Annotated in this window: 2 protein-coding genes; both read right to left on the minus strand. The window is 46.7% G+C overall.

The annotated features are described in order from the left end of the window. Positions 1-2: 2 nt before the first annotated feature. The gene (locus ASG16_RS28090; protein ID WP_056487480.1) at positions 3-6,986 is read right to left on the minus strand and encodes a non-ribosomal peptide synthetase; all 6,984 of its coding nucleotides are present in this window, start codon (positions 6,984-6,986) and stop codon (positions 3-5) included. Next, positions 6,979-14,658, minus strand: a complete 7,680-nt coding sequence (locus ASG16_RS28095) for an SDR family NAD(P)-dependent oxidoreductase (RefSeq protein WP_241970849.1) — start codon at positions 14,656-14,658, stop codon at positions 6,979-6,981. Before ASG16_RS28095 ends, ASG16_RS28090 begins: the two co-directional genes overlap by 8 nt. Between the last annotated feature and the right edge of the window lie 17 nt (positions 14,659-14,675).

The following is a 14,675-nucleotide window of genomic DNA, read 5'->3' on the forward strand; positions in this document are numbered from 1 at the left end:
CGTTAGCTTCGCATGGTTCTTAGTCTTTTCCGTAGTTCTGCTCTTTTTTGTCCAGTTTCAACGCTTGATCTGTTTACAGTATTTTCGTTGATGTGATTCGCCAGCTTTTCAATCGTCGTATATTGGAAAAGGTCCACAATCGACATCTCATGTGACAGTTCCGCTTTGATCATCTCTTGTAATTGAACGATTAGTAAAGAATTTCCGCCAATATCAAAGAAGTTTTCATGAATCCCGATTTTTGGGGAACCAAGCAGTTGTCTCCATATCTCCACCAGCTTTTTATCGACTTCATCTCGAACTTCCGAAGGAGCTGGGCTGACATCTGTATTTTGGCAATACAGCGCCATTGATTTCCAGTCCATCTTGCCGTTCGGGGTTAATAAAAAATGATCCACATGGAAAAATTGTGCGGGAATCATGTATTCAGGCAGTTTCTTTCTCGCGTATTCCTTTAATTGCCCCATCGGTAAAGGCTTCTCCGCCGTATAGTAGCAAACCATTTTGCTCGTTTCGCCGTCTTTTACGGTCGTCACGGCGATTTGTTGGAGAGCCGCTATGTCCTTGAGTGCAAGCTCGATCTCACCGAGCTCAATTCGATAACCCCTTACTTTTACTAACTGATCTCTTCTGCCAATAAATTCGATGTTGCCATCTGGCAAGTATCTACCCAGATCGCCAGTCTTGTAGCAAAGTTGGCCGTTGGCTTGCGGGATAAATGCTTGTCTTGTTTTTTCTTCATCCCGGAAGTAGCCCTTTGTCACATTTAGACCAGCTATGTAGATTTCGCCGATCACACCAGGTGGGCAAAGATTGTCATATGGATCCAAGATGAAGATTTGATTATTGGCGATCGGTTTGCCAATAAGTACGGCACCATATGGAGAGTCCGTTCCTGGCTCCACCTTGTAACTGGAAATCCAGATCGTCGTCTCTGTCGGTCCATACATGTTGTGGATTTCAGCACGCGGAAAAAGTTCCTGTACCTGTTTAGCCAATGTAGAGCTCCACGCTTCTCCACCCAGCATCAAGTATCTGAGTTGATGAAAAACGGAAAGATGATCGTACTGCTCTTTGTTGTATGTCAGAAAAGTGGAAAGCTGCACCATTAAGCTCGGAACAGAATGCCAGATTGAAACCTGGTTGGCCTCCATATACGCAAGTAATCGGTCCATATCCTTCATACTGTCTTGGGAAACGATGCAAAGTCGACCCCCACTCAGTAATGCCCCGAATATTTCAAAGACGGATATATCAAAACTGATGGAAGTGACCAGCATGAAGACATCATCTGTTCTCAATTGGAATTGCTCGATGCTCCAGGCCAGAAAATTATGAACGTTGGAATGGGTAACCAGTACGCCTTTTGGCTTGCCGGTTGAGCCAGAGGTGTACATGATATACATCCAATCAAATTCATGGCTTTCAGTCGGTGGATTTAGGATGGACAGTTCCTGCTCCCAATCTACAAGATAAGTCTGGTTCACAGCACTTCGCTCTATGGTCGTGCTCAGATTGATGATATCAATCTGTTGGTCCAGTTCGATCCGACCTACCTTCTCCATCAAGCTGTTTTCTGACAACAACAACTTGGCTCCACTGTTTGCGAGAATATAACTGATTCTCTCTTCAGGATAACTCGGGTCGAGTGGCACATAAGCGCCTCCGGCTTTCAAAATCGCCAAGATGCCAACCACTGTTTGGAAGCCTCTGTCCACGAAAATACCAACTGGCACATTGGTACCGACACCCTTGTTCATCAGCAGCCAAGCGAGCTGGTTGGCCTTTTCGTTTAACGTTTTATACGTCATTTGCCGGTCTTCGAATACTAATGCGATGGCATTCGGTGTTTTTTGCGCCTGGACCTCAAATTGCTTGTGAATCGGCAGTTGATCTTGCCAGTCTACTTGACCACCGTGGAAATGGTGTAGCAGCTCGACTTGCTCGGGATCTGTCAGCAAAGTAATCTCTTTAATTGATATTTCAGGCCGTTCCACTACTTGTGCGAGAATATGTAGGAAAAAGTGTGCAAACTGCCGGATCGTGCTTTCAGAATACAAGTCCGAATTGTACTCAAACGAAATCTCGATACGTTGATCGGTTTCTTTTGCGAGGCAGCTCAACTCAAATTGACTGATCCCGTCATTTTCCAAATGCAATTTATCAAAGAATTGGAACAGCACATTGTAGATGGGATTTCTGGATAAATCCCGCTCCGGATTTACCTTTTCAACCAGCAAATCAAATGGGTATTGTGCTTTGTCGATCGCTGACCAAATTTTTTGCTTCACGGTATTTTGTAACTGAGAAAAACTGGAGATCTCATGAAACGGAACACGAATACACAAGGTGTTGATAAAAATCCCTACTACCTCTTCCCATTTCTTTTGATTTCTTCCAGCAGTAGGCACACCGACTATAATGTCCTGATCCTGAGACAGCTTGTGCAACAACAGGAAGTAGGCGCTTAGCAAGAAATTGTTATACGTAATCTGCTGATTCTCGACGTGTTTTTTGAGCTTTTCATAAAGCTCCCCGCTAATCTCGAATTTATGATAGCTGCCGTTGTATGTTTGGACGGACGGTCGTTTTTTGTCAGTGGGCAAATGCAAAGTCGGCAATGGCTTGGCCAGCTCGTTTAGCCAGTAATTTTCGTGCTCGACAAACTCCTTGCTGTTCTCCCATTCTTTTTGTTCCATGATCCAATCAAAGTAATCGTGCTTCGCTTCGGCCAGTCTTGGGGGTTGCTGATGCAAGAACGATTGGTAAATGCCGAATAGTTCCCGGTAAAAAATATCTATGCTCCAGCCGTCTGTTAAAATATGGTGGAAATTGACGTAGAGGCAAAACCTCTCCTTGCCAAGCTGGTAGAGATAGATGCGGTAAGGAGGAGATTCTAAATCGAACGGCTTCATTTTTTGGGTATAGATGTTTTTTTCCAGTAAAAGCTCTTGATCCGATTGTTCCGATAAGTCAATAACCTGGATAGTAGGGTGATACTCAGGTAGCGCTACCTGAACCGGAATTCCGTCTTGGAGTGTAAATTTTGTGCGCAATAACAGATGCCTTGCAGCCAGGTACGAGACAGCCCGCTCTAAAAGCGCAACGTCAATCGCCATGTCGTAGGTACGGATAAAGGGTAAGTTGTAGGCAACGAGATCGGGATTCATCTTTTGCAAAAACCATATTCGCCTTTGGGCATGCGACAGCGGCATGACGCTTTTTTCTATGGAGGCCTCCCTTCTAAGCTGAGTTCCCCCACCGCTCTTTTCCTGTTGCTTTTGTTGCACAAACTCGGCCAATGCCGGAATGGTCAAATACGTAAACACATCCTGAACCGTCAAGGTTACTTGGCACTCTTCATTGATCCGGTTGGCGATCTTGATGCCCATGATAGAGGTGCCACCTAAATCATAGAACTGATCGTGAATATCAATGGTTGGCAGCCGGAAGATGTTTCCCCAAATATGCGCAATCTGATTTTCGATATCGGTATAAGCGTCATTCATTCTTCCCGTCAGCTGTACTTTTATTTCAACTTCTGGCGACTTGATTCTCTCTCGAATCGAAGGCGCTAATGCTATCGGCAACGAATTGTTCCAGAACATGTCATTGTCCGTGTTGATTTCCCCAACCACGACGTTGGACAGATTTTTTTGGATGACCTGCTCGAATGCCTTGATCGCTCGACGAGATGTGAGGGAGCGAAAAGCAACATCGAGGTTGGTACCTGCATTTTTCGCCATACCAGTATTCATCCAGGTTGTCCAATTGATGGTCATGATCCGTGTAGGCGAGCTCGATATCCCTGAAAAAGCATCCAAGTAGGAATTAGCCGCCACATAATCCCCTAAGTAAATTCCTCCGACCACAGATGCGATCGAAGAGAACAAAACGAGAAAATCGGGCGGATTCTCGAGGGTTAGCATATAGAGATTTTGAGTACCGCTGATTTTGGCCGAGACCCCAGCAGAAAAAGATGTTCCATCCTTTTCAATCAGCATGCCGCTTCCCGGTAAGCCTGCTGCATGGATGATGCCGTCAATTTTGCCATGGATACGATAAATGTCGCGGATGACCGGGGCAATTTCGTCCAGGTTAGCTACATCAGCGCTGTATGTATATACCTCAGAACCATTGCTCTCCAAGCTTTTCAGATGGTGAAGTAGACTTCCTACTTGATCTTGCTGGCTGAACTCGTCCCACGATGCCCGCTGGGGTAATTTTGTACGGCTGAGTAGGATCAACTTTACTTTGTATTGCAGAGCAATATTCTTTGCAAGCTCCAGACCAATTCCCCCGGTGCCACCTGTAATGACATACACCCCTTGATCCTTGAAGCGAATGCCACCCTCATCAACTGCCGGCAAGTCCAACGGTGTGAGTTGGGGATGGTATCTGTCTCCCGAACGAAGCGCGATTTGATAATGCTCGGCTTTTCCTAGTGCTTCTGACACGACATCACTGACAAGTGTTCCCTCATCAAAGTCGATACACTTGCATTGAAGCCCGCTATACTCTTCCCGAATGACTTTTCCCAATCCGAATAGGGCTGCAAAGTTCGGATGAACTACTTGATCGACGGGGAGGACCCGCTGGGCGTTTTTTCCTACCAGTACAATCTCAAGGGGGTTAAATTGATTTTTCACCAGTGCCTTTGTCAGATAAAACAACGCATGCAGGCTGTCCCCAGCACTTTCGGAGACGGATGCATTCCCGGCGGCAAAGATGACTTTGCTCAGTGCTAGCTGGCCTGTATCACGGATAAGCTGGTCAAAATCCGCTTCGGAAACGGTAAGACCATACTGCGAAGCGTTCACCCTGCTGTAGGCTGTCGTCAATCGGGCATGCACCATATGCATACTCCGCGAAGCGATGATCTCGGCTAAATCGTTACCCCAATCGGTAGAATCCGTAATGACTAGCACATTTTCCTTCTTTTCCGCTTGTGAGGACAATGGGGCCAGTGGCACCCACTGAATGCTGTGATAGAGGGCATGATCTCCTGCCGATAACGCTTCGTTCGTATCCGCTTTGCCTGATTCTAACGGTAAGCCGACACTCGCTTTCTTGTCCACTACCGGCCAGACTTTGATTGGATCAAATGGATAAACAGGCAAGTTCAGCTTTTGCCGCTGCTCACGGTACAGGGTCTCCCAAGGGATCGACATTCCGTGAACGTATTGCTCTGCTAGCCTTTCAAGCGATGCTCTTGTCTGGAAATTCTCTCTTCCAATCTCTGTTAAGTCTCCAATAGCAGAAAGGTTTGTACGAGAGCTGACGTCACGGTTGACTTCAGTGCCTACGTGGATATAGATTCCTTTTCCCTTCGCCAAGTCTTGTCCCGATAAATCTACTTGTAGCAATTGCTGCATCAGTTCGTCTCTTGAACTGAACACCAGCGCGACTCTGTTCTCATATTGGCCTCTGCCAGTGTTCGCTGTGTAGCAAAGGTCTTCGAGATCAATGGACTCATCTGCTTGCAAATAGGAATTGTAGGCTTTCATCAACGCATCGAGAGAGTTCAGGCTATTGGCTGAAATCGTTAAGAGATGAAAAGGCGGCAAAATCTCCGACTCTGGCCGGTCTAGTTCGGGAGCCTCTTCTAGAATGACGTGGCAATTGGTACCACTGAAACCAAAAGAGTTGACACCTGCTCGCAGCAAGCTATCTTCCCGCTTCCATTCTCTCAGCTCGGTAACGATCTCGACTGCCGAGTTTTCGGGATCGACAAAAGGATTCGGAGACTGATAATGCAGGGTAGCAGGGATTTTCTTATGTTTGAGAGCAAGCACGACCTTTATCAGCGATGCTAACCCTGAGGCCGCAACGGTATGTCCAATGTTTGTCTTGACAGACCCAATCCCGCAAACATGCGTTTCCGACGTATATTTTCGAAAAGCATCGTTGATCGCCTGCAATTCAATGGAATCCCCCAATAAAGTACCTGTACCATGCGCTTCAACATAGGAGATGGACAACGGATCAATTTTTGCTTTTTCCCACGTACGGATAAACAATTGGGTCTCGGCTTCTGGATTGGGGGCCGTTAATCCGTTGGAAGCGCCATCTGCATTGACGCCGCTTCCCTTGATCACCGCATAGATCGGGTCACGATCCTCCCTTGCCCTCCCTAACGGTTTGAGCATCAGAGCCGTCATTCCCTCACTCCAAATCGTTCCGTCCGCATTTTTGTCAAACGCCTTCACTCTACCATCAGAAGTCTCCAAATCATTCAGCTTCCCGGTAACCTGTGGAATCACCATCATATTCACGCCACCGACCAGCGCCATTTCGCATTCCTTATTCGCCAATGCCGTGCATGCCTGGTGTAAGGCCACAAGGCCCGATGAGCATGCCGTATTGAGAACGAAAGCAGGCCCGCGTAAGTCTAGAAAATAAGAGATTCGATTGGACAAAAGTCCTACCAAGGAACCGACGAGGGAAGAAATATCCTCGTTTTGCAACAGGGAACGATAATGGGATTGATAGGCGGTCTCCAGTCCCACAAATACTCCCGTGTTGGAATGTTTGAGTTTGGCTCCCCCGTATCCTGCGTCCTCGATTGCATGATAGGCGGTCTCCAGAAAAAGTCGCTGATACGGTTCCATTGCCATCGCTTCTTTATGTGCGATATGGAAGAAAGGGTGATCGAATCGGGAAATTTGATCGAGGTAGCCAGCTTGATGATTGGAGCTCGCTAGCAACTCTTCCAATTCTGGAATAAAGCCAGACAAATCCTGCAATCGTTCTTCTGGAAAATACCCTATGCTGTTAACCCCTTGGACTAGATTGTCCCAAAACTGCTGGGGGTTGTTTGCTCCGGGGAAGCGGCAGGCCATTCCAATCACAGCAATATCCTGCTGATACTTTCGCTCTGGATTGCGATTCAGCTTTTCCAGAATGGAAAGTGCCATATCCTGATTGAGATGTCCAGATTTCAGTAGCTGCAAAATGCTGTCATTCATCTCTTTTCGGCTACTCATCTTCTTCTCCCCACTCTTTCTTGTCTAAGTAGTCCAATATATTCTCCATTGAAATATCACCCTTGATAAAGTCCGCCAGCTTGTCCTGCAAGAGGATGTTCTCGCTCTGGACCTCGCCATTTTTCTGAGACGGTTCGTATTGACTCGGTTTGTTCTCGAGATATTCAGCCATCTTCGCAATGGAAGGATAGGCAAACAACGTTGCAATGTTGATGCGGCCAGGGTACAACTGATCGATTTCTTTTACGAGACTTGTCGCCAGAATGGAGTTTCCTCCTGCCTCTTGAAAAGACTGGTACACATTCGCTTCCGGTATTCCCAATACTTTTTGCCAAATAGAGGCTAGTTGGGTCTCGATATCGCTGTATCTGTGATTATTTCTACCTTTCAGAATGGGTACAATCTGCTGGTCTTCAATTGTCTCGAATGCAACAGGCTGTGTGACCATTCTCCTGATTGCTGGTGAGATGGTAAAAGGCAAGTGATAGCTGTGCGTGCGGAAATGCGCTTCGTTCATTTCACCGACGATGACGCGAGGGACCTTTCGCGCTAAAATCGAATCCAAAATGTCGATTGCTTGATCCGGATGGATGCCATGAAACGGAGAAGCCTCTTTCTTGATACGATATTTCGCCGCCATGCCAGTATCGTTCCATGCAGGCCAATTGATGGTTACGCTTCTTTGACCTTTGGCTTGCCTGTACTCACTAAAAACGTCCAAATAGGCATTGGCAGCCGTATAATCAGCCTGTCCAATCCCGCCCAACAGACTAGTGACAGATGAAAACATAACGAAAAAGTCGAGCTGATCTCTCTCGGTGTAACGGTCCAGCAACCAGGTACCGATGACTTTTGGATCTAGCACTTGCTTCATCTGTGCATGTTCTTTGTTGATCAGTAAACCTTCGCCTGCCACCCCGGCGCAGTGGAATAGACCATGGATAGCTCCGTGCTGATGGCGGATGGTTTCCAAAACATCTGCCAACTTGCTCTCATTGGCAATATCAACCGCATATACATCTACACTGGACCCATTTTTCTCTATTCTGCGGATGATATCTATTTGGCTAGCCACTTTGGAATCGGACTGATCTCGGACAATGTCAGTCCATTGCTCTCGCGGAGGCAATACATTTCTTCCGAGCAAGCATAAGTAAACCGATTTTTTCGTACTGAGATATTGAGCAACCTTCAGTCCAATATCGCCGAGTCCACCCGTAACCAGATAGACGCCGTTTTCCTTGATCGCTACGTCCTGGAGCTCTGAATTGCCCAGCATCTGTTCTTCCAAATGTTCGATGTACCGGACATTATGCCGATACGCCACCTGGAAGTCTTCTTTGTCTGCACAAATTTCTTTCCAGATAGTCGCTGGGGAAGTATCGCTATCGCTATCGATGCATCGGCATTTCAACTGTGAATACTCCTGCGGTATTACTTTCGCCATTCCAAACAGTACAGCGTGATGGGGCTTCAGGATCGATTCATGCTTGGTCAGCGAGAAAGTATGGTCGCCAATGACATAAAGATTGATTTGCTGATTGTACGACTGGTTCAGCATTTCACACACAAGATGATAGAAGCTGTAAACCCCCTTGTTCTCTAGTGCATGTAAGTCTTCTGCACACTCAATCTCCTCATCTACCACGCTCATGCAGTGGATAATGTTTCGGATGTTTCGGTTCATCAGCTCCTTCAGCAAGACTGGATAATCTTCTTTCGAGCCGATCTGGTAGTGATGATCACTGAATTTTTGAAAGGCTGGACCAGAACTAACCTCGATAAGATCGATTTTATGCTCTCTTATCTCTTGGAGCATTGACTGACTCCATTGCCCAGTTCCTCCCAAAAACAGCCAGGTTCCGTTGCTTTTGCCTACTTGCTTCAATGGCTCTTTGTCGTCGCGTATCCACCGCAAGTGATAATAGGTGTCCTTTTGCTTAGAGCTTTCTTGTTTCTGTGTCCCAATCCAATGACGCACCGAATCATACGAATAAGCTGGCAATTCGATGATTTGATGCTGCTCTCTCGGATAAAGGTTATGCCAGTTGATATCTGCCCCATCTGTGTACATCACGGCGATGTTTTGCAGGCTTTGAAGTGTGAAAGCAGAGTCATTTGCTATATACTGCTGAATGGTTCTTTCCGCAATCGCGTTCCGTTTTAATTTTTCTTCCTCTAGCAACCCGTTTTCACACTGGTCATTTTGGTCTAGGATGACTTGGCTCACCTTGTAATAGATTCCTTCCTCTGCTCCGTTCGTATTTTCAAGCCCTTTTCCATCCAAGGATCTGCATTTTTCCCGGAGTTCGGCCTGGTGCTTAAAGAGGATGGCCACCCGGTGCTCATAGTGTCCACGAGTTGTGTTGGCTGTATAGCATAGATTTTGAGAATCGACGGCCTTCGTTGTGTTGAGATATTTGGTGTAGCGGCTGATCAGTGCACGTAAAGCTGATTTCGTTTTCGCCGACAAAGTCAGAAGGTTCCAGCCTTGATCGCCTACGTTCTCCACAGCAGAGGGAGGGGGTTCTTCCAACAGAATATGGCAATTCGTCCCACTGAACCCAAAGGAACTGATTCCGCATCTGCGCGGTGTGCCTGATACGTTCCACTCCTGTAGCTTGTCATTAACAAAAATAGGAGAATCCGCAAATTCGATAAACGGATTCGGATGCTTAAAGTGTGCTACCGGGGGCAATTGCTTATATTTAAATGCCAGAATCATCTTTATGACGGAAGCCATCCCCGAGGCCCCCACCAAGTGACCGATGTTGGCTTTTACCGTGCCCACACCGCAAAATTGCTTTTTATTCGTAAATCTACGGAAGGCATTGGAAATACCCTTCATTTCAATCGGGTCACCCAATTTGGTTCCAGTGGCATGCGCTTCGATATACGAAATCGTTTCGGGATCGATATTGGCTGTCCTCCATGCCTCTACCAATGCTTTTTCCTGCGCGTCCGCATTTGGTGCAGTGATTCCGTTTGATGCTCCGTTATTATTCATGGCGGAGCCTTTGACAACAGCATGTATCACGTGCTTATCCTCTACAGCCTGGTCCAAGCGCTTCAGCACGATGGTACCTACTCCTTCTCCCCACATTGTTCCGTTTGCTCCGGCATCAAAAGGACGAATTGTTTCGTCTGCAGAATCAATCAGGGGATTGTGCTGTGTAGGAAGATACGCCAATGAAACCCCCGCAACAATAGCCACATCAATTTGTCCCTGCTTCAACGCTTGCGTGGCCAAGCACATGGCAGCCAGACTGGAGGAGCATGCTGTATCCACAACCAGGCAGGGACCATTTAAATTCAGGAAGTAGGCGATCCGACTTGCGAGAATGCCAGTCGATCCAGAAGTTACTTTCAATGGATGCTGAATGTCGATCATGTTGTTGTATTCATTGCGTCCGGTCGTATCCTTGCCGATGTAAACACCCGTTTCGGTTCCAAAAAGATTTTTCCCGCCAAGACCGCTGTTCTCAATGGCTTCATACACATTCTCCAAAAGGAGGCGTTGTTCAGGGTCCATCAATTCTGCCTCTTTGGGAGCAATATGGAAAAAGCTTGAATCAAAGCTATCGATATTCTCCAGATAACCGCCTTGGCAGTATGCTTGGTCTTCGGTTAGATACTGATCCGTATCTTTTCTTCTGGAGGCAGGAAATGGTCGTACAGCATTGATACCCGAAGTTAAATTTGTCCAAAATTGCTCTGCATTTTCTGCCTGCGGAAATTTACATGCGTATCCGATAATCGCGTATTCGTCATTTTGTTCGGACTGTATAGACTGCCCCGTTGATAACGTATTCCATTCTGCCAATAACCTCTTTGTCTCATCCTTCGAGTACCTACTCTGCTTGTACCCTTCCAGGATGGATTCAATCGTTAGCTCAGCAGGCTGCGGTGTCTTTTTGCTTTCCAAGTAATTGGCCATTTCATAAATGGTTGGGTACATGTAGATATCTGCTACATGAAGCGTGCCTGGGTATTTCTCGTTCCACTGTTTATACAGTTGTGCAGCGTGGATCGAATCACCGCCCAATTGATGGAAAGTGTCGAACAAGCTGATTGCGTTTAGCCCAAGAACCTCCGCCCATAATTGCGCCAACTCTTTTTGGGTCGCTGTATATCCATCCTTCTCCTTGAGTGTCACAGATGTGGCAGTGATAACGCGTCCCGGTTTTGCAGTCTCCTTGAACAATTCTTGCTTCACTTCATCTGCCAAAAGGAATGGCCATACGTGTTCGAGCTCCAACAGCTCATTGGCATGATTAAGTTTGCCGACGATTGTCCGGAACATTTGCCTGTGGAGAATATGATCGAGTGCTTGCAAGGCCTGATGGGTAGACAAAAAACGGAAAACGTGTCTCTCTTCTTGCATGGAGAGCTTGGAAGCAGTCGTTTCCCACGTAGCCCAGTTGATAGAGATGACTTTTTTCCCCTGTCGCTTGATAGTTTCCGCCAATCCGTCCAAAAAGGCATTCCCTGTGGCATAACTAAGGGAGCCCCGTCCCCCCGTGACAGAAACAGCAGATGAAAAGAACATGGTAAAGCCTTTGTTCATCTCTTTCGTGAGCGTGTATAACAGCCAACTTCCATACGTTTTCACGGCATGTCTTCGTTCAAATTCTTGCTCGCTCATACCAAAATCTTCTATGTCGCCAACTCCAACCCCCGCACAATGAATAATTCCATTAAGCTGCCCATGTGTCTCCTGAATGTTCTGAACCAAACGTTTCATTTCTGATTCGTCGCATATGTCCACACATTGATAGTCAAGCACGGACCCCAACGCCTCAACGGCAAGTATCGCATTCATTTTATTCACCAAATCTTTGTCCGACTGTTCTCGAATAATGGTTGGCCATGCCTCTTTGTCCGGAAGCATTGTCCTTCCTAGGACAATCAGCTTTACTTTATTTTTTTGGCTCAGATACTTGCAAACTTCTGTTCCTAGTTGGCCCAACCCACCGGTGATTAAGAAGACATCGCCTGCTCCGATTGTTGTTTCATCTTCTTGTGTGCCTGAGATATCTGCTTTTTCAATAACCTCGATATAACGGCGGCCTTGTCGCAACGCCACCGAGTAACGTGTGCTTCTTCGCTGAATTTCGGCTAATAGTAGATCCAACTCCAAATTGTCAGAGCTGCAATCAATATTGCGTATATTCAGGCAGAAGTTCTCCTGGCGAATGGATTTCCCCAGTCCGACGAGCATATGGTGAAAAGGATTGCAGATCGCAACGGCCATCTGCACCGCTTGTGCATTCTGCGTGATTAAAGCAACATCTATTTCTTTTGTCAGCTTTCCAGTCATGTGCAGCGCTTTGGTAAAAAGTAGCAAAGACCCGGCTGTTTGATTCATGGACGATTGAAATTCCTTCCACGACTCAGACAGATCATGGGTAGTCGGAGCCATAAAGAGAATCTGATCCAGTGACGAAATATCGAGCTGCGAGCAGAATCCAGCTATATCCTCATACGTACGCGCGACTTTGAAGTGATCATGGGTCACTTGCAAAGAGTGTGTTCCTATCTCTACCATGATCAATCGCTTTGCTTGCAGTTTTTCTAATAAATGCGGGTGCCACTTGGCGGTATCCGCCTCATCGACAATCAGCAAAATCGTATTGTCATCCGTTTCCTGATGGAGGTCAGAGGTAGGAAGGGTTTCTTCCATCCAGACAGACTTATAATAGAGGTCTTCTTCCATTTTCTTTGGCTTTGCTTCAACCGGCCAAAATTTTTGCCGCTCCAGTATATTTCCAGGCAGAGGTAGCTTATGACCTCCTCGATAAAGCTTTGTCCAGTCAATGCTAGCACCCTTCATGTAAAGTTGTGCAACCTGTCCCCAGATCAGCTTTTCGTCCACATTCTTCTCGATCAGTTCCTTGATTGCTTCGTTTGCTTGTCTGTCTAAAAACTTTTTCTCACCTTCCCGGATTTCCCACGCCTCTACGGCCTGCTTATTGTCCGGCACTACCTCATGCCTCTGGTAGCCAATGTCAGGATTTTCACTCCATTCGGATACACGGTTTACTGCTTTCATCCCGTTCAATTTCACCAAAAGATCTTGGTAGCTGTGGAAAATAATCGATACTCGGTGGGTGTAATGATTACGGGAAGTGCTCGCTGTAAAGCACAGATCGCTCAAGTTTATGTTACGGTCTGCCAATACAAACTGTTGGTACTGCTTGACCGACTCCAGCAGTTTCTGCTCACTACTTGCCGATAAAACCAGCATATAGCTGTCTTGCCCGTGGTAGCTTTGACGTACGAGTCTTTGTGGTTCCTCGATCAGGATATGGCAATTGGTTCCACTAAATCCAAACGAGTTAATCCCGATCCGAGTTGGATAATCCTTTTGCTCCAATTTTGTTCGCACATCATTGACGAATAAAGCTGAGTTTGCCAAGTCAATGTAAGGACTGGGTGTTTGAAAATGAAGCGAAGGCGGGATTTCGCCATGTTTCAGCATCATTACCGCTTTGATCAGAGAGACAATCCCTGAAGCCCCAACCAAATGCCCAATGTTCGTTTTGACTGAGCCCACACCACAAAACTGTTTTTTGGTCGTAAAGGATTGAAAGGCATTCATAATGGATTGCAATTCGATGGAATCCCCTAACACGGTACCTGTCCCGTGGGCTTCCATGTACCGAATGGTCTCGGGATCGATCTGCGCTTGCTTCCACACGCTTTTCAGAAGCTCTTCCTGCGCCTCCCCATTTGGAGCCGTAATACCTTTGGAGAGTCCGTTGTTGTTGATCCCGCTGCCTTTTATGATCGCGTAAATCATGTCGTTGTCTGCGAGCGCCTTGGACAATGGCTTCAGAAGCAGCCCTCCGCCACCCTCGCCCCATACAGTGCCCTTTGCATCTTTGTCAAACGCACGAATCATTTCTTCGGCGGATTCAACTTGATCCAGTGATCCGTCCTCCTTGATTGGAGGAAAATAGAAAAGGCCGCTGATGCCGCCCACAAATGCCATCTCACATTCATTTCTACGCAGAGATTCGCAAGCAAAATGAACGCCTACTAACCCGGAAGAACACGACGTATCAAAGACAATGCTCGGTCCTTTCAGGTTGTAGGCATACGAGATTCTGCTTGCTAATATCCCCGGCCACGAGCCAGTCAAGCTAAAAATATCCGGGCTCACATAATTGCGGTATTCAATCCCAGTGACATGATCTTTCCCGATAAATACGCCTGTCTTTGATCCTATGATATCCCGTGTCTCATAACCGGCATCGAGTAAGGTCTCATAGGCAAGTTCCAGCATGATTCGTTGATAAGGCTCCATGGACATAGCTTCCTTCGGTGATATGCGAAACATGTCTGCATCGAAGAAACTGATTTCATCCAAATAGCCGCCTTTTTTAAAGCGCTTGTGATCAAATCGCTGATCGGAAAATAGGGCCCGTCCATCTTCCAAGCGATGGACAGGAAAGTCATCCAGGCATTCTCTTCCCGCGCGAATATTTTCCCAAAACTCCTGCACTGTATTCGCCTTAGGAAATCGTCCAGAAATGCCGATAATCGCGACCTCATCGCTCAATGTTTCGTTCGCTTTTTGCAGGCTCACGATGTATTCCGTCGCTTCTTTGGCCGATAGTTTCTTGGCTGCAACCAGCTCGTAAATATACTTCTTCAATTTATCCATCATCTATCACCGCTTAGAGT

Origin of the sequence: Brevibacillus sp. Leaf182, assembly GCF_001423865.2 — a bacterium.
Lineage (GTDB): Bacteria > Bacillota > Bacilli > Brevibacillales > Brevibacillaceae > Brevibacillus > Brevibacillus brevis_C.

Coding starts and splice junctions, on each gene's coding strand:
- ASG16_RS28090 (WP_056487480.1), bottom strand. CDS start 6,986: ATGAGTAGCCGAAAAGAGATGAATGACAGCATTTTGCAGCTACTGAAA.
- ASG16_RS28095 (WP_241970849.1), bottom strand. CDS start 14,658: ATGATGGATAAATTGAAGAAGTATATTTACGAGCTGGTTGCAGCCAAG.